This window comes from Intrasporangium sp., from assembly GCF_035688975.1.
Taxonomy (GTDB): Bacteria; Actinomycetota; Actinomycetes; order Actinomycetales; family Dermatophilaceae; genus CALMNV01.
The window spans coordinates 1-19,161 of record NZ_DASSMH010000148.1 but is presented as its reverse complement, the minus strand read 5'-3'; the positions used below and the strand labels follow the sequence as shown (position 1 = coordinate 19,161).

At 72.4% G+C, this 19,161-nt stretch carries 16 protein-coding genes and 3 tRNA genes; 8 read left to right on the top strand and 11 right to left on the bottom strand.

The genetic code is table 11. From position 1 onward, the window contains the following. Positions 1-26: 26 nt before the first annotated feature. From egtC to egtA, 3 genes are read right to left on the bottom strand one after another with little or no spacing between them, the layout of a single operon-like run. Positions 27-764, bottom strand: a complete 738-nt coding sequence (gene egtC, locus VFJ94_RS15515; RefSeq protein ID WP_325005127.1) for an ergothioneine biosynthesis protein EgtC — start codon at positions 762-764, stop codon at positions 27-29. Next, entirely contained in the window at positions 764-2,092 is a 1,329-nt protein-coding gene (gene egtB, locus VFJ94_RS15510; protein WP_325005126.1) for an ergothioneine biosynthesis protein EgtB, read from the bottom strand. Before egtB ends, egtC begins: the two co-directional genes overlap by 1 nt. After that, positions 2,089-3,423, bottom strand: coding sequence for an ergothioneine biosynthesis glutamate--cysteine ligase EgtA (egtA, locus tag VFJ94_RS15505; RefSeq protein ID WP_325005125.1), 1,335 nt, complete (start codon positions 3,421-3,423; stop codon positions 2,089-2,091). The genes egtB and egtA overlap by 4 nt, the downstream gene beginning before the upstream one ends. A gap of 164 nt (positions 3,424-3,587) precedes the next feature. On the opposite strand from egtA, the gene VFJ94_RS15500 reads away from it, so the two are divergent. Next, positions 3,588-4,559 (top strand): aldo/keto reductase, encoded by a 972-nt coding sequence (locus VFJ94_RS15500; RefSeq protein WP_325005124.1) that lies wholly within the window; start codon positions 3,588-3,590, stop codon positions 4,557-4,559. A 117-nt stretch (positions 4,560-4,676) separates the two neighbouring features. Here VFJ94_RS15500 and VFJ94_RS15495 read toward each other — a convergent pair. Next, positions 4,677-4,749: transfer RNA gene (locus tag VFJ94_RS15495), tRNA-Arg, on the bottom strand. 381 nt (positions 4,750-5,130) lie between these two features. Here VFJ94_RS15495 and VFJ94_RS15490 point away from each other — a divergent pair. Together VFJ94_RS15490 and VFJ94_RS15485 are read left to right on the top strand one after the other, a co-directional pair. Then, positions 5,131-6,960 carry a phosphoenolpyruvate carboxykinase (GTP) gene (locus VFJ94_RS15490; protein WP_325005123.1) on the top strand — a complete coding sequence of 610 codons (1,830 nt, stop codon included), beginning with the start codon at positions 5,131-5,133 and terminating at the stop codon, positions 6,958-6,960. A 104-nt stretch (positions 6,961-7,064) separates the two neighbouring features. Then, positions 7,065-7,550: a DUF6328 family protein gene (locus tag VFJ94_RS15485; RefSeq protein ID WP_325005122.1), complete on the top strand. Its 486-nt coding sequence runs from the start codon at positions 7,065-7,067 to the stop codon at positions 7,548-7,550. A 132-nt stretch (positions 7,551-7,682) separates the two neighbouring features. Here the strand turns inward: VFJ94_RS15485 and VFJ94_RS15480 are convergent. Then, positions 7,683-7,769, bottom strand: a tRNA-Ser gene (locus tag VFJ94_RS15480). 263 nt (positions 7,770-8,032) lie between these two features. Between VFJ94_RS15480 and VFJ94_RS15475 the strand changes: the two genes are divergently transcribed. Continuing rightward, the gene (locus VFJ94_RS15475; RefSeq protein WP_325005121.1) at positions 8,033-9,610 is read left to right on the top strand and encodes an LCP family protein; all 1,578 of its coding nucleotides are present in this window, start codon (positions 8,033-8,035) and stop codon (positions 9,608-9,610) included. 188 nt (positions 9,611-9,798) lie between these two features. Here VFJ94_RS15475 and VFJ94_RS15470 read toward each other — a convergent pair whose 3' ends face one another. Both VFJ94_RS15470 and VFJ94_RS15465 read right to left on the bottom strand, forming a co-directional pair. Further along, positions 9,799-10,002: a cold-shock protein gene (locus tag VFJ94_RS15470; RefSeq protein WP_030200907.1), complete on the bottom strand. Its 204-nt coding sequence runs from the start codon at positions 10,000-10,002 to the stop codon at positions 9,799-9,801. Positions 10,003-10,280: 278 nt separating this feature from the next. Then, entirely contained in the window at positions 10,281-11,315 is a 1,035-nt protein-coding gene (locus tag VFJ94_RS15465; RefSeq protein WP_325005119.1) for a LacI family DNA-binding transcriptional regulator, read from the bottom strand. Between the two features lie 113 nt (positions 11,316-11,428). Between VFJ94_RS15465 and VFJ94_RS15460 the strand changes: the two genes are divergently transcribed. From VFJ94_RS15460 to VFJ94_RS15445, 4 genes are all read left to right on the top strand, one after another. Further along, the gene (locus VFJ94_RS15460) at positions 11,429-12,631 is read left to right on the top strand and encodes a Gfo/Idh/MocA family oxidoreductase (RefSeq protein ID WP_325005118.1); all 1,203 of its coding nucleotides are present in this window, start codon (positions 11,429-11,431) and stop codon (positions 12,629-12,631) included. Between the two features lie 6 nt (positions 12,632-12,637). After that, positions 12,638-13,669, top strand: coding sequence for a Gfo/Idh/MocA family protein (locus tag VFJ94_RS15455; protein WP_325005117.1), 1,032 nt, complete (start codon positions 12,638-12,640; stop codon positions 13,667-13,669). A gap of 3 nt (positions 13,670-13,672) precedes the next feature. Continuing rightward, positions 13,673-14,623: a TIM barrel protein gene (locus VFJ94_RS15450; RefSeq protein ID WP_325005116.1), complete on the top strand. Its 951-nt coding sequence runs from the start codon at positions 13,673-13,675 to the stop codon at positions 14,621-14,623. A 262-nt stretch (positions 14,624-14,885) separates the two neighbouring features. Continuing rightward, entirely contained in the window at positions 14,886-15,083 is a 198-nt protein-coding gene (locus tag VFJ94_RS15445) for a hypothetical protein (RefSeq protein WP_325005115.1), read from the top strand. A 65-nt stretch (positions 15,084-15,148) separates the two neighbouring features. Here VFJ94_RS15445 and VFJ94_RS15440 read toward each other — a convergent pair. The 4 genes from VFJ94_RS15440 to VFJ94_RS15425 form a co-directional block, all read right to left on the bottom strand. Continuing rightward, positions 15,149-15,235, bottom strand: a tRNA-Ser gene (locus VFJ94_RS15440). Between the two features lie 56 nt (positions 15,236-15,291). Further along, positions 15,292-16,506 (bottom strand): L-2-hydroxyglutarate oxidase, encoded by a 1,215-nt coding sequence (lhgO, locus tag VFJ94_RS15435; protein WP_325005114.1) that lies wholly within the window; start codon positions 16,504-16,506, stop codon positions 15,292-15,294. A gap of 46 nt (positions 16,507-16,552) precedes the next feature. Continuing rightward, positions 16,553-18,019 (bottom strand): NAD-dependent succinate-semialdehyde dehydrogenase, encoded by a 1,467-nt coding sequence (locus VFJ94_RS15430; RefSeq protein ID WP_325005113.1) that lies wholly within the window; start codon positions 18,017-18,019, stop codon positions 16,553-16,555. Then, on the bottom strand, positions 18,016-19,161 hold a 1,146-nt coding region (locus VFJ94_RS15425), incomplete at its 5' end, for a 2-oxo acid dehydrogenase subunit E2 (RefSeq protein WP_325005112.1). The genes VFJ94_RS15430 and VFJ94_RS15425, both read right to left, overlap by 4 nt.

The following is a 19,161-nucleotide window of genomic DNA, read 5'->3' as shown; positions in this document are numbered from 1 at the left end:
GGCTCCGTCCGGTCGGTGGTCGGGGGTCAGGTCGGCAGGGCGATGACGTCGAGCCCGTCCGGGCCGCCCTCGACGAGCTGGCCCGCGGGGAGCCGGCGCCAGCAGGGGTCCTCGTCGAGCGGCTCGGAGGCGAGGAGGACGCCGGTGGGCGACTCGCGCAGGAAGAGCGAGTCGCCACCGGTCGTGGCGGCGACCCGGTCCCCGTCGGCGGCGAGCAGGCAGAGCCGGCCGCCGCCGACGGCTTCCGCCGCCTGCACGCACTCGGCGAGGCCCTCGCCGAGCGACGCGCCGGCGCGCCAGGCGGCGGCGGCCACCCCGAAGAGCAGGGCCGAATCCACCGCGGCCGCGGCCTCGGGGACGTCGAGGGTGCGGTGCACGAGCTCACGGCGGGCCCGTGGCCAGTCGGCGAGCGCGCCCGCGTGGCTGAAGAGCCACCGGCCGTGGAGGAACGGCGCAGCCGACGACTCGTCGGAGGCCGAGAAGCCGGGGGTGGCGTCCCGGACCGCCGCGAGCACGCACCCCGAGGAGACCGTGGGCGCGAACGAGGCGAAGGAGGCGTCGCCCCACACGGGCTGCGCCCGGCGGTAGCGCACCGGCTCGGGCCTCGATGACACGAACCAGCCGACGCCGAAGCCGTCGGCGTTGACGACGCCGTGCTCCTGGTGGCGCGGGGCGTAGGCCTGGCGCAGCAGGGACCAGGGCGCCTCGAGGACCAGGGACGCGAGCGTCACCGGCTCGCCCAGCCAGACGAGGTGTCGGCACATCAGGCGTCCCGGGCGGTGCGGAAGCCGGCGAAGATCTGCCGACGCACCGGGTAGTCCCAGTTGCGGAAGGTGTTGCGGCATACGAGCGGGTCGGTCGCCCACGAACCACCACGCAGCACCTTGTAGGCCGTGCCGAAGAAGACCTCGGAGTACTCGGCGTACGGGAAGGTGCAGAACCCGGGGTGCCCGGCGAAGTCGGTGGACGTCCACTCCCAGACGTCGCCGAGCATCTGCAGTGCACCCACCGCCGACGCGCCCGCCGGGAAGGACCCGACCGGGGCGGGGCGGTGCCGCCTCTGGCCGAGGTTGGCTCGCTCGGGGGTCGGCGGGGAGTCGCCCCAGGGGAACCGGCGCTTGGCCCCCGCCTCGGGGTCCCACGAGGCGGCCTTCTCCCACTCGGCCTCGGTGGGGAGCCGCCGCCCCGCCCACCGGGCGTAGGCCTCCGCCTCGTACCAGCACACGTGCTGCACCGGCTCGTCGTCGGGCAGCGGCTCGACGACGCCGAAGCGTCGGCGCGCCCACGACTGCCCGTCGCGGAGCCAGAACGCCGGCGTGCGCCGGCCGGAGCGGCACCGCCACTCCCAGCCGCCCGGGCTCCACCACCGTGGGTCGTCGTAGGCGCCACCTTCGACGAAGGCGCGGTAGGCACCGACGGCGACGGGTGTCGTGTCGATCCAGAAGGCCGGCAGCCCGACCGGGTGGACCGGACGCTCGTTGTCGTAGGCCCACGGATCGGTCGACGTGCCCATGGGGAACTCGCCCGCCGCGACGAGGACCTCCGCCGGCACCGGACCCGGGGAGGCGGGCGCCGGGGGGTCTGCGTCGGCGACGGCCCGGGGACCGCGGCGCAGCTGGTGGGTGGCGAGCATCGTCTCGTCGTGCTGGTGCTCGTGCTGCACGACCATGCCGTAGACGAAGCCGGCGGCGAGGAGCGGCCGCGCCGGGTCGAGCGGCAGGGTGTCGAGGGAGTCGAGGACCTTGCGGCGGACCAGCCCGAGGTATGCCGCCGACTCCCCGGGCGAGAGCAGCGGCAGGCTCGGGCGCTCCGCCCTGGGGTGCTCGAAGGCGTCATAGAGGGAGTCGATCTCCGGGCGCATCGGCTCGATGCCGGCGGCTGCGCGCAGCAGCCACAACTCCTCGAAGTTGCCGACGTGGGCGAGGTCCCACACGAGCGGCGACATGAGCGCCGAGTGCTGCATGGTCAGCTCGTGGTCGTCGAGGACGTCCGTCGTGAGTGCGAGCGACCGGGCGCGGGCCCGCTCGAGCTCACTGGCGACGAACTCCTTGAGCCGTTGTCCATCGGCGGTCGGTGGGTCGACGGTGGTCACCGGGGCTCCTCTCCACGGGGGGCGAACCCGCCGCCGGCCCGGACGGGCACCGCGGCGGACCAGCCGCCGGGCGGTGCCAGGGCGTCGTCGGCGGGGCGCTCGGCAGGGCGCTCGGCGGACCGGCCGCCGGGCGGTGCCAGGGCGTCGTCGGCGGGGCACCGGGCGCGTGCGGCATACCTCTCGAGGAACCGCGTGACGGTCTGCCGCAGGCCCCGGTCCTCGACCCGGTCGACGACCGCCGCGAAGACGGCCAGGGCCGCTCGGGCGAGGGCCGGGTCGTCGAGGCCACGGCGCGCCGCCGTGGCCCAGGCGTGCGCGACCGGCTCGCAGGCCTCCTGGGCCAGGTCGGCGGCTACCGGCTCGGCCAGCAGGGTCGCGAGCACCGCGACCGGCACCGGCCACCATCGGGGCGCCTGCGCGTCGAGGTAGCGCACCTCGAACCAGCCCCGCGGCCGGACGGGAGGGAACAGCGTGCTGAGGTGGTAGCGCAGGTCGTCGACCGTCGGCGGCGCCAGCCCGGCCACCCGGCCGGCGAGCCAGTCGGCAAAGGTGAAGCCAGGGGCGGGCCGCCAGGGTCCGGAGTCGGTCCGCAGCATCATGACCGGGGCCGTCACGGCATACTCGGCCCAGGCGGTGACCGGGTCCGCCCCGGCGGGCGCATAGCTGCGCGCGGGGTCGAGACGGAGCCAGACGGCCTGTCGGGTCGACTTCCAGCCGGTGGCCCGCCCGTGGTGGACCGGCGAGTTGGCGAAGGCGGCGCTGAGCGCCGGGCCGACGACGTGGAGCAGGTGCCACCGCCGGGCCACGTCGGCGTCGTCGGCGCCGGTGTCGAGGTTGACCTGCACCGATGCCGTCGCGGTCATCATGACGTGGCCGAGACCGGAGGGCAGGGTGGTGAAGTAGGCCGCCATCGCGTCGTAGCGCGGCTGGTGCAGCTGGCGCACCGGCGGCCGGTGCGGGTCGATGCCGGAGGGGACGAGGACGAGGCCGGCCGCGGCCAGCACGGCCTCGAGGTGTCCGACGTCCGCCGCGAGCGCCTCGTGACAGCGGGCGACCCCGACGGCGGGCTGCGAGCTCAGCTCCACCTGCCCACCGGGCTCCACCGTGACCGTGGACCCGCCCGGGAAGGGCATCGCCCTCGCGAGGAGAGGCAGCAGGTCGGCGAGCAGCACCGGCGCGCTCGCGTGGTCGCGGCGACCGACGAGCCACTCGAGCTCGGCGCCGACGCGCGTCGGGGGGCCGGTCTTGAAGCAGATCCGCCGCAACAGGCCGTGCACCCTGTCCGCGTCGTGCAGCGGCTCGGGCTCCTCCGGCGCGTCGCGATCGACCACGGCGTCTCCTCGTCGCATCACTGTCCGTCCGACGGTGGAAGGACAACACCGACGAGTGTAGGTGCCTGCTCCGACACACACCCGCCGTCGCGCGGAACCGAGAGGCCTCGCGGCCGTATGGAAGACTGCCCAGCGCCCGGCCGCAACCACAAAGAGGAGAAGCCATGGAGTATCGCAGCCTCGGTCGCTCGGACCTTCGGGTCTCTGAGATCGGATACGGCGCCTGGGGGATCGGCGGTGGCGCCTGGGTCGGCGCCGAGGAGGACGAGTCGGTCCGAGCCCTCGAGCGGGCCATCGACCTCGGCGTCAACTTCATCGACACGGCGCGCGGCTACGGCGAGAGCGAGCGGATCGTCGGTCAGGTCGTGCGAGCACACCAGGGCGACGAGCTCTACGTGGCCACCAAGGTGCCGCCCAAGAACGGCATCTTTCCCGCGCCTGCGGGACTCGACCCGTCGGAGACCTTCCCCGGCGAGCACATCCGCGCCAACCTCGAGGAGAGCCTGCGGGTCAGCGGGCTGGAGGCCTTCGACGTGTTCCAGCTCCACGTGTGGAGCGACGAGTGGATCGGTCGCGGCGACTGGCTCGAGACGGTCGCGGACCTCAAGCAGCAGGGCAAGATCCGCCTCTTCGGCGTCTCGATCAACGACTTCCAGCCCGAGAACGCGCTGGCCCTGGTCGAGTCGGGGGTCGTCGACACCGTCCAGGTCATCTTCAACGTCTTCCACCAGCAGCCGGCCGAGCGGCTGCTGCCGGCGTGCCGCGAGCACGGCGTGGGCGTCATCGTCCGCGTGGCGCTCGACGAGGGCGGCCTCACCGGCCGGATCACGGCCGACAGCCGCTTCCCCGAGGGCGACTTCCGCAACGCCTACTTCGCCGGCGACCGCGCGCGCGAGGTCGAGGAGCGGGTCCGGGCGCTCGACGAGGACCTCGGCATCAGCCCCGACCAGACCGCGGACCTGGCGCTGCGCTTCGTCCTCGACGAGCCGGCGGTCTCGACGGTCATCGCAGGGATGCGGACCGTGCGCAACGTGGAGCGCAACACCGCCACGAGCGACGGGCGCCGCCTTACCGACGAGCAGCGCGAGAAGCTGCGTGCCCACCGGTGGGAGCGCAACTTCTACCGACCGGACTGACGCTTCGCCCCGGTCGCGCCGTCACCGCAGCCGGCCCGGCCGGGCGCCGGAGCACAGACGAGCGGCCTGACCCGCGTCTCCGCTGGTCAGGCCGCTGCCTTCTGTCTCAACACAGAGCGCACCCGAAGGGATTCGAACCCCTAACCTTCTGATCCGTAGTCAGATGCTCTATCCGTTGAGCTACGGGTGCAGCCCGCTTGCGCGGACGAAGCAGCACTCTAGCGTGCTCGGCGTGCGTGACGAAAATCGGCGCCGCCGCCCGAGCCCGGTCGCCGCCCGCGCACCCGTACAGGCCGAGGTGCCGCCGACCCACCGGCATACGACATCGGCGCTGCAAGATCCCGCAAGAAATTGCCACACATCTGCGAAATTTCTTGCAGCCGACCGCGGTTGTGAGCGGTTTCACCGCCCCGGGGCCCTCTGGCCCGCAAGATGTCCCACCATCGCGGGCGTACCGTGAAGTCATCACGTCAAAGCGCTCCCGTCAAGAACCTCTCCAGCACTTCTCGGAGGGCGGCGGCGGGACCGGCACCGGCAGGACGTGGCGCCAACGATGGCTCCACGCGGAGGGATGAGGCCCAAGTTGACCACGACCACCAGCACCGAGACCACCCATGCACGGCTCGCCGAGTGGGTCGCCGACGTCGCCGCGCTGACCCAGCCGCGCGACATCCGCTGGATCACCGGTTCCGACGAGGAGTGGAGCGAGCTCACCGACCAGCTCGTCGAGTCCGGCACGTTCGTGCGCCTCAACGCGGAGAAGAAGCCCAACTCCTTCTATGCCGCCTCCGACCCGAGCGACGTCGCCCGCGTGGAGGACCGCACCTACATCTGCTCCCGCGCCGAGCGCGACGCGGGGCCGACCAACAACTGGATGGCCCCGGACGAGATGAAGGCCCTCATGACGGAGCTCTACCGCGGCTCCATGCAGGGCCGGACGATGTACGTCATCCCCTTCGTCATGGGCCACCTCGACGCGAAGCAGCCGATGTTCGGCGTCGAGATCACCGACTCGGCATACGTGGCCGTCTCGATGCGGGTCATGGCGCGCTGCGGCACGGCGGTGCTGCGCAGGATCGAGCAGCTCGACGCCGACTTCGTGCCGGCGCTGCACTCGGTCGGCGCCCCGCTCGAGGACGGCCAGCAGGACGTCCCGTGGCCCTGCAGCGACACGAAGTACATCGTCCACTTCCCCGAGGAGCGCGCCATCTGGAGCTACGGCTCGGGCTACGGCGGCAACGCCCTCCTCGGCAAGAAGTGCTACGCCCTGCGCATCGCCTCGGTGATCGCCCACGACGAGGGGTGGATGGCCGAGCACATGCTCATCCTCAAGCTCACCTCCCCCAAGGGCACGGTGCACTACATCGCCGGCGCGTTCCCGTCGGCCTGCGGCAAGACCAACCTCGCGATGATCACCCCCACCATCCCCGGCTGGAAGGCGGAGATGGTCGGTGACGACATCGCCTGGATGCGTTTCGGCGAGGACGGCCGGCTGTATGCCGTGAACCCGGAGTTCGGTCTCTTCGGGGTCGCGCCCGGCACCGGCCGCTCGACGAACCCCAACGCCATCGACACCGTCGAGAAGGGCAACTCGGTCTTCACCAACGTCGCCCTCACCGACGACGGCGACGTGTGGTGGGAAGGGCTCACCGACGAGCCCCCGGCCCACCTGACGGACTGGCTCGGCAACGACTGGACGCCGGAGTCGGGCACCAAGGCCGCGCACCCGAACAGCCGCTTCTGCACGCCCGCCGCCCAGTGCCCGATGATCGCGCCCGAGTTCGACAGCCCCGACGGCGTGCCGATCGACGCGATCCTCTTCGGTGGTCGGCGCAAGACGACCGTGCCGCTCGTCTACGAGTCCCGGGACTGGGCGCACGGGACCTTCGTCGGGGCGACGCTCTCCTCCGAGACGACGGCCGCCGCCACGGGCGCCGTTGGCGTCGTGCGCCGCGACCCGATGGCGATGCTGCCCTTCATCGGCTACCACGCCGCGGACTACATGAAGCACTGGCTCGAGATCGGCAAGGGCGCGGATGCCGCCAAGCTCCCCCGGATCTTCGGCGTCAACTGGTTCCGTCGCGACGAGGAGGACGGCTCCTTCCTGTGGCCCGGCTTCGGCGACAACAGCCGCGTCCTCAAGTGGATCATCGAGCGCCTCGACGGCGACGCCGACGCGGTCGACACCCCGATCGGCCTCGTGCCGGCTCCCGGCGCGCTCGACATCGACGGCCTCGACCTCACCGACGAGCAGGTGGCCAAGGCGACGGCCGTCCGCGCGGAGGACTGGAGACGAGAGCTGCCGCTCATCGAGGAGTGGTTCGGCAAGTTCGGCGACGAGCTCCCGACCGAGCTCTGGACCGAGCTGGACGGCCTCCGGTCGCGTCTCGACGCATCCTGAGGCCGACCCACCGTCTCGTGGCGGACGCGGCGGGCGCCGGAATGGGGGGCCCGGCACACCGCGGTGTGCCGGGCCCGTGCCACACCGGCTGACAGGATGGGCGGATGAGCAGCCAGGGCCACTACACGCGCAACGAGTCCGAGGCCGCCCGGCTCGACCGCAACTATGCCGAGCAGCTGCAGGAGCTGCGCATCGCGCAGGCCGGGGTGCAGATCCTCTTCGCCTTCCTCCTGACGATTCCCTTCCAGCAGCGCTTCACGACGCTGACGGACTTCCAGCGGGGGGTCTACGTCAGCACCCTCGTGACGGCGGCGTTGTCCGTGCTCATCTTCACGGCACCGGTCGCGCTGCACCGGCTGCTCTTCCGGGCGGGCGTCAAGGACTTCATCGTGCTCTACACCGAGGTGCTCATGGTCGTGGGCCTGCTCACGCTGTGCCTGACGATCCTCGGCGGCACCACCCTGGTCCTCGATGTCCTGCTCAGCCACACCGCGGCACTCGTCGTCGCCGGGATGCTCTCGCTCGTCGCGGTGGGGCTCTGGCTCGCGGTGCCGCTCTGGCGACGGGCCCGGCGGGCGCACGGAGCGTGAACCCAGCCGCGGGTGAGCCCAGCCTCGGGTGAGCCAGCCTCGCATGGGCCGCAATGGATGCACCCCCCGCCAGACGACGCGGCCCCCGGGGAGAGTCCGTCCCCGGGGGCTGAGTCGCGCCGAGGTCGTCGGCGGAGGCGGCGGGATTTGAACCCGCGAGGGGTTTTATCCCCAACCCGCTTAGCAGGCGGGCGCACTAGGCCACTATGCGACGCCTCCACGCCCAGCCGGCCGAGGCACATCCGGGCCTGCACAGGCTACCGGCGCCCGGGCGCTCGACCAAACCCGAGGCCGCGCTCGACGCCGCCGCCGACCCGGGTGCCCGGCGAGCCGCGATAGCCGCAGTGCCGTGCTCCGCGCGCCGGGGTGCACAATGGAAAGGCTGCCCACCGAGGCGCCGGCCACGAGAGGACCCCATGACGCAGGAGCATGACCGTCGCCCGTCCCGGACGGGTCCGCGCCAGGCAGTGGGGGACGACACCATGAGGACCGGCCCAGGCGGGACCGGGCCTGGCGGGACCGGCCCAGGCGGGACCGACCCGGTGGGGGACGACGCGGGGGGGTTGCGCCGCGCCATCGGCCTGACCGCGCTCGGCACCCTCATTCCCGGTGCCGGCCTCACCCAGACGCGCCACCGACGGCTCGGCTGGGTCCTCGTCGTCGTCGCGCTCCTGTCCGCCGTCGCCCTTGCGGCCTACGTCCTGACCCGCGGGACCCTGCAGGCCGCGCTGCAGCTCGCCAGCCGCCCGGGCCTGCTCCGGACGGCCGCGATCGTCCTCGGCGCCCTCGGCCTCGTGTGGTGCGCCTCGATCGTGCTCACCGCGGTGCGTGCGCGACCGGCGCGGCTCGACCGCCGGCGCACCGGCCTCCTCGCGGCCTTCACCGCGGTGATGGTCCTGCTCGTCGCCGGCCTGTCCTACCAGCTCTCCGAATACGCCACCATCACCGGCGAGACGGTGCAGACGGTGTTCGGTGCCACCCCCGGCCAGTCGGTGGTCCGCGGCGAGCAGCGGGCAGGAGCCCAGGTGGTGCAGGGCGATGACCCGTGGCGCGACACCCCACGGGTCAACGTCCTGCTCCTCGGCTCCGACGCGGGCGTCGGCCGCGAAGGCACCCGCACCGACTCGATGATCGTCGCGAGCATGGACACCAAGACCGGCCGCACCGTCCTCATCTCGCTCCCGCGCAGCCTCGAGCGGGTGCCGTTCCCCGCAAGCAACCCCCTGCACGCGGTCTACCCCCGGGGCTACGGCGTGCCGCGGTGCCTGCGTGAGGGCGGCGACCCGTGCCTGCTCAACGCCGTGTGGGCGGAGGCCGACGAGTACAAGGCCGCGCATCCGGGCAGCTTCGCCGGCGAGCCGAGCCCCGGCCGGGCGACGATCCGCGACGTCATCGGCGAGACGCTCGGCATCCGGATCGACCACACCGTCGTCATCGACCTCAAGGGCTTCGAGCAGCTCGTCGACGCGATGGGCGGCATCGACCTCAACGTCCAGCTCGGCCCGAGCGGGCGGCTGCCCATCGGCGGCTACTTCGACGCCTACCGCGGACGCGTCGTCAACAACGAGGGCTGGTTCACGGCGGGGCGCCAGCACCTCAACGGGCACCTCGCCCTGTGGTACGCCCGAGCCCGCGCCACCGACGACGACACGTACCGCATGGGCCGGCAGCGCTGCGTCATCCGCGCGGTGCTCGACCAGGTCAACCCCGGGTCGATGATCACCCAGTACGCCAAGATCGCCCAGATCGCGCAGGACAACATCTACACCGACATCCCGGCCGGCAACCTTCCGGCGTTCGTCGAGCTGGTCCAGCGGGTGCAGTCCTCGACCATCGTCAGTCTGCCGCTGACACCTCCCACGGTGTATGCCGCCGCCCCGAACTTCGCGAAGATCCACACGCTCGTGCAGGCGGCCATCAACCCGCCGCCCCCGCCGCCGGCTCCCAAGCCCTCCGGCACGACGTCGCCGGCCGCCCCGACCACGACGACGACCACCCCTTCGAGCGGGACCACCACGGCCACGGTCGGGCCGGACGGCCAGGTCATCGACATCTGCTGACCCGGGTCACCGGTGGTGGCCTGCGCCGGCACGTCAGCCGCGGCGGCCCGCGGTCAGCTCCCCTCCTCGTGCCGTCGGCCGCCCCCGTCGTACCGTCTGCCCCCGTCGTGCGGGCGGCTGGACGCAACAAGGCCCCCGGCAGTGCCGGGGGCCTTGTTGCGAACGACGAAGTGTCGCTCGGTGCTTCGTCAGAGCGGACGAACCGCGTCAGCCTGGGGACCCTTGGGGCCCTGGGTGACCTCGAACTCGACGCGCTGCGCCTCCTCCAGCGAACGGTAGCCGTTCGACTGGATGGCCGAGTAGTGGACGAAAACGTCGGGGCCGCCGCCGTCCTGGGCGATGAAGCCGAAGCCCTTTTCAGCGTTGAACCACTTGACGGTGCCCTGTGCCATACGGGTGACTCTTTCCTTCTTTAGCCAATGGGGCCACGCACCTCGCGCACCCCAGGCTGCCGTTTGACCCCACTCGGCGGGCGAACCCGTCGACGTCGAAAAGAAAGCCCGTCTCCTCAAGGATGACGGGCACCTTCCCAACTGCTAGGAACTGCAACTGCAACCCTCACGACCGTAGCACGGACGCCCTGCTGGAGCACCAGTCACGGGCAACAATCTCGCCGCTCGGCGTCCGGGCTGCCGTGCGTCGGGCAGGGCGGGGGTCGGCCCAAGGGGCTCTATGCCTCAGCTGGGGCAGGCGCGGTGGTGCTGCGGATGTGCAGCTGCGTGGGAACCGAGTACGTGCGGGCGGGCAGGGTGGGGGTCTGCAGGCGTTCGCTGAGGAACTTGCCGGCTTGGACGCCGACGGCGAAGTTGCCGTTGTCGACGCAGGTGAGCGAGATGTGGCGGATGCGGGCCAAGTAGGTGTTGTCGTAGCCGACGAGCGAGAGCTCGGTGGGCACGACGATGCTGTCGTCGGCGGCGGCAGACAGGGCGCCGATGGCGGCGATGTCGTTGAAGGCGAAGATCGCCGTGGGTCGGTCGGGGCGCGAGAGCAGGCGCCGGGCGGCGGCATACCCGCTCTCTTCGCTCATGCCGCCGAACTCGGCATACCGGTCGGGGTCGAGGCCGGCGTCAGTCATGGCGGCGTGGTAGCCGGCGTGGCGCAGGTCGCCGACGGCCCCGGGGCCGCGCAGGTGCGCAATCCGGCGGTGACCCAGCCCGATGAGGTGCTGGGTGGCGAGTCGGCCCCCCACCTCGTCGTCGTTGACGGCGATGTCGACGTGGGGCAGTTGCGGTTCGCGGGTGCCGGCGAGGACCACGGGGATGGACTCGGCCGCGGCCGCGATGGCGGCGGACTCCGCGGTGGTGCCCACGACCACGAGGGCGTCGATGCCTTGGGCGACGAGGGTCTCGACGGAGCGTCGGCCGACGCGGAGATCGGTGTGGCTGTCGGCGAGGATCGGGGCGAGGCCGGCGGCGTGCAGCGCGGTGCTCAGCCCTTCGAGCAGGTCGACGAACCACGGGTTGGCCAGGTCGTTCAGCAGCACCCCGACGGTGTCGCTGCGTGCTTGGGAGAGGGTGCGCGCGGTGCGGTTGGGCCGGTAGTCCAGCTCGGCCACCGCGTCCAGCACCGCGCGCCGGCGCACCTCGCTGACGTGCGGCGCGCCGCGCAGCACCATCGACACCAGCGACTTCGACACCGCGGCGTGCTTGGCGACGTCACGGATCGTCACCGGCCGGGTCGGCTCCCGTGCAGCGGACTGTGTCATCCCGCGTCCTCCCTCCGACAGCAGCGTAGGAGGCTTGTGTCCCGGCCGCCTTTGGACGTATTTTAGACCGGTCCGAATCTGTCCAACCATCCGCAGTGCCGCTGGAGGACGACATGAGTGCACCCGGGACGCTGCGGCTCAGCGCGGGCATGGTCGGCGGGGGGTTCGGCGCCGACATCGGCAAGACGCACCGCTACGCGATGCGGCTCGATGACCGGTTCACCCTCGATGCCGGCGTGTTCGGCCAGTCGCCGGAGCGGTCAGCGGAGCTGGCCGCCCAGCTCGGGGTGAGTCCCCAGCGGACCTACCGCGACTTCCGGGAGATGGCCCGGGCCGAGGCGCAGCGCGAGGACGGCATCGACGTGGCCGTCGTCGCCACCCCCAACGACAGCCATATCGAGATCGCGTGCGCGTTCGTCGAGGTGGGCATCGCGGTCGTGTGCGAGAAGCCGCTGTCCAACGACTCCGCCTCGTCCGCCGAGCTGGTGCGCCTCGCCGACGAGCGCGGGGTGCTGCTGGCGGTGCCGCACTGCTACTCCGCCTACGCCATGGTGCGCCACGCCGCCCGGCTCATCCGGGACGGTGCGCTGGGCCGGATCACCTTCGTCGATGTCGAGCACGCCTCCGGGTGGGCCGCCACCCCCGTGGAGGCGACCGGCAACAAGCAGGCCGCGTGGCGCACGAACCCCGACATCGCGGGATTCCCCAGCGTCGTCGGCGACCTCGGCACCCACGCCTACCACCTGGCCCGCTACCTCACCGGCCTGGAGGCCGACCAGGTCTCCGCCCAGCTGCACACCTTCGTCCCCGGCCGGCGAGTGTTCGACAACGCCACGGTCGCCCTGCGCCTGACCGATGGCACCCCGGGACGCGTGTGGGCCAGCATGGCGGCCACCGGGCACAACCACGGCCTGCGGATACGCGTCTTCGGGGACCACGGCAGCCTGGAGTGGCAGCACGAGGACCCGCACCACCTCAGCGTGCAGAACCCCGACGGCGTCACCACCATCCTCACCGAGGGCCTGAACGGGCTGTCCGAAGACGCCGCGCGGCTCACCCGCGTCGGGCTCGGTCATCCCGAGGGCTTCCTGGAGGCGTTCGCGAACTTCTACCGCGACGTCGCCGACGAGGTGAAGGCCCGCCGCGACGGCCGGCCCTCCCCCACCCGGGAGCTCTCGTTCCCCACCGGCCGGGACGGGCTGCTCGGGGTGCAGTTCGTCGAGGCCGTCGCCGCCTCGCACGCACAGGACGGTGCCTGGGTCAGTCCCGGCGCCCCGCAGAAGCCGGCCCCCGACCTCACCGACGCAGGGAACTGACCGACCGTGCAGCGCTTCGCCCTCATCGGCGCCGGGTTCATCGGCTCGGTCCACGCCGCCAACCTCGCCGCCAACCCCCACGTCGACTTCGCCCTGGTCTACGACGTCGACCAGAGGCGGGCCGAGCAGCTGGCCGACCTCCACGGTGCCCGGGCGGCCACCGACCTCGACCAGACGTTCGACCCCGACCAGGTCGACGCCGTGTTCATCGCCTCATCCACCCACACCCACGCCGAGAACCTGCGCCGGGCCGCTGATGCCGGGGTCGCGGCGCTGTGCGAGAAGCCCATCGACCTCGACCTGGCCCACGCCGTCGACGTCGTCGGCTACGCCACCGAACGCAACGCCCGGGCGATGGTCAACTTCAACCGGCGGTTCGACCGCGACTACGTCGAGCTGAGGCGGGTCGTGGACAGCGGGGAGATCGGTGAGGTCGAACTGATCCAGCTCACCTCCCGCGGGCCCGCGATGCCGCCGCTGTCCTACATCGAGGTGTCCGGCGGGCAGATGCGCGACCAGACCGTGCACTTCTTCGACCTGGCCCGCTGGATCGCCGGCGTCGACCCGGTCGAGGTGTTCGCCACGGGCTCGACCCTCGCTGAACCGCGCCTGGCCGACTACGGCGACGTCGACACCTCCGCGGTCGTCCTGCGCCTGCCCACCGGCGCGCTGGTGCAGATCGACAGCACCCGCCGCACCGGTTACGGCTACGACGAGCGCGTCGAGGTCCTCGGATCCACCGGCCTGGTCGAGGCCCGCCGCCAGCGCGCCGGCGCGGTCTCCCGCTACACCGCCGGCCGCGTCGTCGACGACGGCCTGCACGCCGGCTGGTTCGAACGCGTCCGACCCACCTACGGCGCCGCACTCGCCCACTTCGTCACGGCACTCGAGAACGACCAGGTGATCGCGCCGTCGCTCGACGACGGGCTCAAGGCCCAAGCCATCGCCGAAGCCGCCACCCGGTCCCTCGCCACCGGCAAGAGCGAGCCCATCACCTACCCCACCATGCAGGCGTACCCGAGTTCCCGGAGGATCTGACCCATGACCGTGCCCAACCACTCCCCGTCCTCTCCCGACCTGGCCAAGCTCACGCTCGGTACCGCCCCCGACTCGTGGGGCGTCTGGTTCCCGCGCGACGACCACCAGGTCGGGTGGGAGCAGTACCTCGACGAGGTCGCGCTGGCCGGCTACCTCTACACCGAGCTCGGACCGCAGGGCTTCCTCCCGCAGGACCCGTCCCAGCTGCGCGACGAGCTCGCCAAGCGCAACCTCACCGTCTCGGGCGGAACCGTGTTCGCCGGGCTGCACAAGGGCAAGGAGGCGCTCGACAAGGCCAAGCAGGACTTCGGCCGAGAGGCGCAGCTGCTGCGCGAGGTCGGCGCGGAATACCTGGTGCACCTGCCCGAGCAGTACACCGACATGCACGGCGGCGCCCTCACCGAGTCCGCCGAGATCGACCCGGAGCAGTGGCAGGCGCTCGTCTCCGGAACGAACGAGCTCGCGCGCTACCTGCTCGAGGAGTACGGCGTGAAGCTGGTGTTCCACCCGCACGCCGACACGCACGTCGACACCCAGCAGCGTGTGGAGCGGTTCCTGTCGGACACCGACCCCGAGCTCGTCAACCTCTGCCTGGACACCGGGCACATCTCCTACTGCGACGGCAACAACATCGAGATCATCGAGCGGTTCCCCGAGCGGATCACCTACGTGCACCTCAAGCAGGTCGAACCGGCCGTCCGCGAGCGCGTGCGGCGGGAGAAGCTCTCCCTCGCCGAGGCGGTGCCCCTCGGCGTGATGTGTGAGCCGCCGTTCGGCGAGCCGGACTTCCCTCCGCTGCTCAAGGCGCTCGCCGGACTCGACCGGGAGATCTACACCGTCATCGAACAGGACCTCTACCCCGTCGAGCCGCACATCCCGCTGCCGGTCCAGGCCCGCGCCGCTGGCTACATGCGCTCCTGTGGGCTCGGCCCCGTGCGTCGCTGGCCGTACTGACGCCTTCTCCGCGGAAGTGGGCACTGGCGCCGTCTCGGACCCGTGGTGCTGATCGGCGCGGCGTCTGCGGCGTCCGGGACGGGTGAGGATGACTGCCGTGTGGAGTTCGCTGTTGGCCGCGGTCGGCGCGCTTGCCTTGCTGACGGTGGTGCCTGGCCCGGACGTGGCCGTGGTGACGCGCGTGGCGCTGTGGCGCAGTCGACCATGAACCGGATCCACCCAGGCCGACGCCGCGCGGCACCGCGAAGGGAGACCCTTCCTGATGGGTCTGTCGACCAACCTGCTCGGCCTGGTGCTGGTGCACGCCGTGCTGGGTGTGGCCTGGCTCAACGCGTATGCCGCGTTGCTGCACGGCGCGCGCGGGGCGCTGACGCGGACTCCGGTCCGACGCGCCATGGAGCGGGTGACCGGCGTGGCCCTCGTCGGCTTCGGCGTGCGGGTCGCCACCCAGCGCGGCTGACGCCGTCGGGCGGGTTGGTGCGCAAGTGGCCACTCGACGGGGTGGTGGTGGTGCCTGCCACGAAGCGGAGGGCGTGGGATTCGAACCCACGAACGGCTTGCACCGTTAGCGGTTTTCAAGACCGCCGCACTAGGCCACTATGCGAGCCCTCCCGATGCCCGCGGCGCGCGGGCATCGCGCCCACGGTAGCGAGCGACCGTAGCAGGCGTCACGTCGAGGGTCGTGCCTCGATGCGGTCGAGCAGCTCCGCCGCCAGCGCGAGCGAGGAGGTTGCGGCGGGCGACGGCGCGTTGCGCACGAAGTGGACGTTGCCCAGGTGGGAGACCAGGAAGTCGTCGACGAGCCGGCCGTCACGGCCCAGCGCCTGGGCGCGCACACCGGCGTGGAGCCCCTCCTGCACGTCCTCGGGTCGCAGCGACGGGACGTACTCGGCCGCCCTCGAAAGGAAGGCGCGCCGGCTCGTCGCCAGATGCAGCTCGGTCAGCCCGGCACGCCAGAACCGTCGCGCCATCCTCCAGGTGCCCGGCCACGTCAGCGTCTCGGCGATGTCCCGAGCGCGCAACGTGCGCACGGCATACCCGTCTCTGGAGGGAACGAGCAACGCGGTCGGCCCGAGACTCACGCTCCCGTCGACGTGCCTGGTCACGTGCACGCCGAGGAACGGCAGCTCGGGGTCCGGGACGGGATACACCATGCCCCTCACGATCGGCTCGGCACGGCGCTTGAGCTGCAGGTACGCGCCCCGGAAGGGGACGATGCGGGGGTCCGCCGGTGCCCCGGCGAGGCGGGCAAGGCGATCCGCCCACAGCCCTGCGCAGACGATGACCCGTCGAGCGCGCACCCGGCCCGCGGTGTGCACGACCGTCGTGTGCTCGCCCCCGACCTCGAACCGGGTGACCTGCGCTCCCAGCGTGACCCGGGCGCCGCGGTGCTCGAGCTCGGCGGTCAGGACCTCGGCCACCCTGGTGTAGTCGACGATCCCGGTGTTCGGGGCGTGCAGGGCGGCCACACCACGGGCGTGCGGCTCGATCTCCTCGATCTCCCCCGCCGTGACGCGGCGCAGCCCGGGGACGCCGTTGGCCACGCCCCGCTGGTGGAGGGCGTCGAGGCGACCCAGCTCGTCGTGCCTGATGGCGACGATGAGCTTGCCGCACCGCTCGTACGGGATGCCGTGCTCGTGGCAGTAGTCGTACATGCGCCGCGCGCCGTCGACGCAGAGCCGTGCCTTGAGAGATCCCGGTTCGTAGTAGATGCCGCCGTGCACGACGCCCGAGTTGTGTCCGGTCTGGTGGGCCCCGACCGTGGCCTCCTTCTCCAGGACCGTCACGGACAGCTGCCGATGGCGCCGCATGGTCTCGCGGGCGACGGCGAGCCCGATGATGCCCGCACCCACGACGACGACGTCACTGTAGTCCGAGCCCATGCCGTCCGTTTCCGCCGTCCCTCACAGCCGTCCCTCGCCGCCGCCGTCAGGCGTCGATGCCGACGTACTTGGTCTCGAGGTACTCCTCGATCCCCTCCACGCCGCCCTCCCTGCCGAAGCCGGAGTGCTTCACGCCGCCGAAGGGGGCGGAGGCGTTGGACACGACGCCCCGGTTGATGCCGACCATGCCGGTGTCGAGCTCCTCCGACAGGCGCAGCGCCGACGACAGGTCCCGGGTGTAGGCGTAGGCCACCAGGCCGTACTCCGTGTCGTTGGCCATCGCGATGGCCTGCTCGACCGTGTCGAAGGGGGTGACCGGTGCCACGGGGCCGAAGATCTCCTCACGCAGGCAGGCCGACTCCGGGGCCACGTCCGCGAGCACGGTGGGCTCGTAGAACCGCCCCGGCCCGGCGACCGTCCTGCCGCCCGTGAGCACGGTGGCGCCGTGGTCGACGGCGTCCTGCACCAGCTCGGAGACCTTGTCCCGCGACGGCTCGTCGATGAGCGGCCCCACCTGGACCCCCTTCTCGGTGCCCCTGCCGACCTTGAGGCCGGACATGCGGTCGGCGAGCCGGCGCGCGAAGTCGGCCGCGACCGAGCTGTGGACGAGGAACCGGTTGGCCGCCGTGCAGGCCTCCCCCATGTTGCGCATCTTGGCGACCATGGCCCCGTCCACGGCCGCGTCGAGGTCGGCGTCGGCGAGCACGAGGAACGGGGCGTTGCCGCCGAGCTCCATCGACACCCGGAGCAGCTGGGTGGCCGACTGCTCGACGAGCCGGCGCCCCACGCCGGTCGACCCGGTGAAGGTCAGCTTGCGGAGCCGAGGGTCCCTGATGAGCGGCTCCATCACCTCCCCGCTGCGCGAGGTGGTGACGACGTTGAGGACCCCGTCGGGAAGCCCGGCCTCCTGCAGGAGAGCGGCCAGGGCGTACATCGACAGCGGGGTCTGGGCCGCGGGCTTGACCACCATGGTGCAACCCGCCGCGATGGCCGGGCCGATCTTGCGCGTCCCCATCGCCAGGGGGAAGTTCCACGGGGTGATCATCAGGGTCGGGCCGACCGGCTGCTTCATCGTCAGCAGCCGGCTCGCGCCGTCGGGGGCGACCGACCAGCGGCCGGCGATCCGGACGGACTCCTCGCTGAACCAGCGCAGGAAGTCGGCGGCATACGTCACCTCGGCGCGCGCGTCGGCCAGCGGCTTGCCCATCTCCAGGGTCATCAGCAGGGCGAGGTCGTCCGCACGCTCGACCATGAGGTCGAAGGCCCGGCGCAGGATCTCTCCGCGTTCCCGGGGCGCGGTGCGCGCCCACTGGGCGCGGGAGGCCACCGCGGCGTCGAGGGCCGACCTGGCGTCGTCGGCCGTCGCGTCGCCGACCTCGGCGAGCACCTCCCCGGTCGACGGGTCGTCGACCGCGAGCGTGCCCCGGGATCCGGGAACGCTGGTGCCGCCGATCCACAGGCCGGTGGGGACGGCGTCGACGACGTCCCTCTCGGTGCCGGTCACGGTGCTCATGAGGCCGTCTCCTTGATGCCCACGGCGTCGAGCCACGGGCGGTCGGGTGCCTCCAGGCGGTCCTTCACGGCCGCCAGGTAGCGAGCCGCGTCGGCGCCGTCCACGAGGCGGTGGTCGTAGGTCAAGGCGAGGTAGGCCATCGACCGGACGGCGATCAGGTCTTCGCCGTCCTCGCCCCGCAGCACGACCGGGCGGCGCACGACGGCTCCGAACCCGAGGATGGCCGACTGGGGCGCGTTGAGGATGGGGGTGTCGAAGAGTGCCCCGCGGCTGCCGGTGTTGGTGATGGTGAAGGAGCCGCCGGCGTAGTCGTCCGCGGTCGCCGAGCCGTCCCGGGCCCGCGCGGCACGGTCGGCGATGTGGCGTGCGAGCGCCCCCACGGTGAGGTCGTCCGCGCTGCGGATCACGGGCACGACGAGCCCCTCCTCCGTGTCGACCGCGATGCCGAGATCGACCGTCGACGGGTAGGTGATGGTCCCGCCCTCGAGGTCGAGCTCCGCGTGGACCACCGGGTGCTCCGCGAGGGCCTGGACGGCGGCCTCGGCGACGAACGCGAGCGCCGACAGGGGCACACCGAAGCGCGCGCGGAACGTCTCCTTCACCGCCTCGCGCGTGGCGACGACCCGGGTGAGGTCCACCTCGATGACCGTGGTGAGCTGGGCCGACTCCTGCAGCGAGCGGTGCATCCGCTCCGCGATGACCCGACGGCGGCGGGAGAGCCGCTCGACGCGCCCGCGCGGGGAGGGCTGACGTGGGCTCGGTGCGGGTGGGCTCGGTGCGGATGGGCTCGGTGCGGGTGGGCTCGTCGGGCGGGCAGGCTCGGGTCGGGTCGCGGGTGGGCGGGGCGCCTCGCGCTCCACCTGCCGCTGTGCCGCGGCCACGACGTCGGCCGGGGTGGCCCGCCCGTGGCGGCCGCTTCGAGGAACCGACGCGAGGTCCACGCCGTGCTCGCTCGCCAGCCGACGGACCCGGGGGGTGTCCCGGTGCCGGCGGTGGGCCGTCGGGGACACCGACGGGCTCTGCTGGGCGCTGGCCGGACGCGGCTCCGTCAGGTCCGAGTCGGGCACCTCGGCGTCCGCTCCGGCCTCCTCGCCGTCGGGTCCCCCGGCCCCCGCCCGCGGGCCGGTGCCCGTCCGGATGCT

What these genes read in the sequence shown, in the direction of transcription:
- egtC (WP_325005127.1), bottom strand. Translation starts at nt 764, where the DNA reads ATGTGCCGACACCTCGTCTGGCTGGGCGAGCCGGTGACGCTCGCGTCC.
- VFJ94_RS15500 (WP_325005124.1), top strand. Translation starts at nt 3,588, where the DNA reads ATGGAGTATCGCAGCCTCGGTCGCTCGGACCTTCGGGTCTCTGAGATC.
- VFJ94_RS15490 (WP_325005123.1), top strand. Translation starts at nt 5,131, where the DNA reads ATGAGGCCCAAGTTGACCACGACCACCAGCACCGAGACCACCCATGCA.
- VFJ94_RS15485 (WP_325005122.1), top strand. Translation starts at nt 7,065, where the DNA reads ATGAGCAGCCAGGGCCACTACACGCGCAACGAGTCCGAGGCCGCCCGG.
- VFJ94_RS15475 (WP_325005121.1), top strand. Translation starts at nt 8,033, where the DNA reads ATGAGGACCGGCCCAGGCGGGACCGGGCCTGGCGGGACCGGCCCAGGC.
- VFJ94_RS15470 (WP_030200907.1), bottom strand. Translation starts at nt 10,002, where the DNA reads ATGGCACAGGGCACCGTCAAGTGGTTCAACGCTGAAAAGGGCTTCGGC.
- VFJ94_RS15465 (WP_325005119.1), bottom strand. Translation starts at nt 11,315, where the DNA reads ATGACACAGTCCGCTGCACGGGAGCCGACCCGGCCGGTGACGATCCGT.
- VFJ94_RS15460 (WP_325005118.1), top strand. Translation starts at nt 11,429, where the DNA reads ATGAGTGCACCCGGGACGCTGCGGCTCAGCGCGGGCATGGTCGGCGGG.
- VFJ94_RS15450 (WP_325005116.1), top strand. Translation starts at nt 13,673, where the DNA reads ATGACCGTGCCCAACCACTCCCCGTCCTCTCCCGACCTGGCCAAGCTC.
- VFJ94_RS15445 (WP_325005115.1), top strand. Translation starts at nt 14,886, where the DNA reads ATGGGTCTGTCGACCAACCTGCTCGGCCTGGTGCTGGTGCACGCCGTG.
- lhgO (WP_325005114.1), bottom strand. Translation starts at nt 16,506, where the DNA reads ATGGGCTCGGACTACAGTGACGTCGTCGTCGTGGGTGCGGGCATCATC.
- VFJ94_RS15430 (WP_325005113.1), bottom strand. Translation starts at nt 18,019, where the DNA reads ATGAGCACCGTGACCGGCACCGAGAGGGACGTCGTCGACGCCGTCCCC.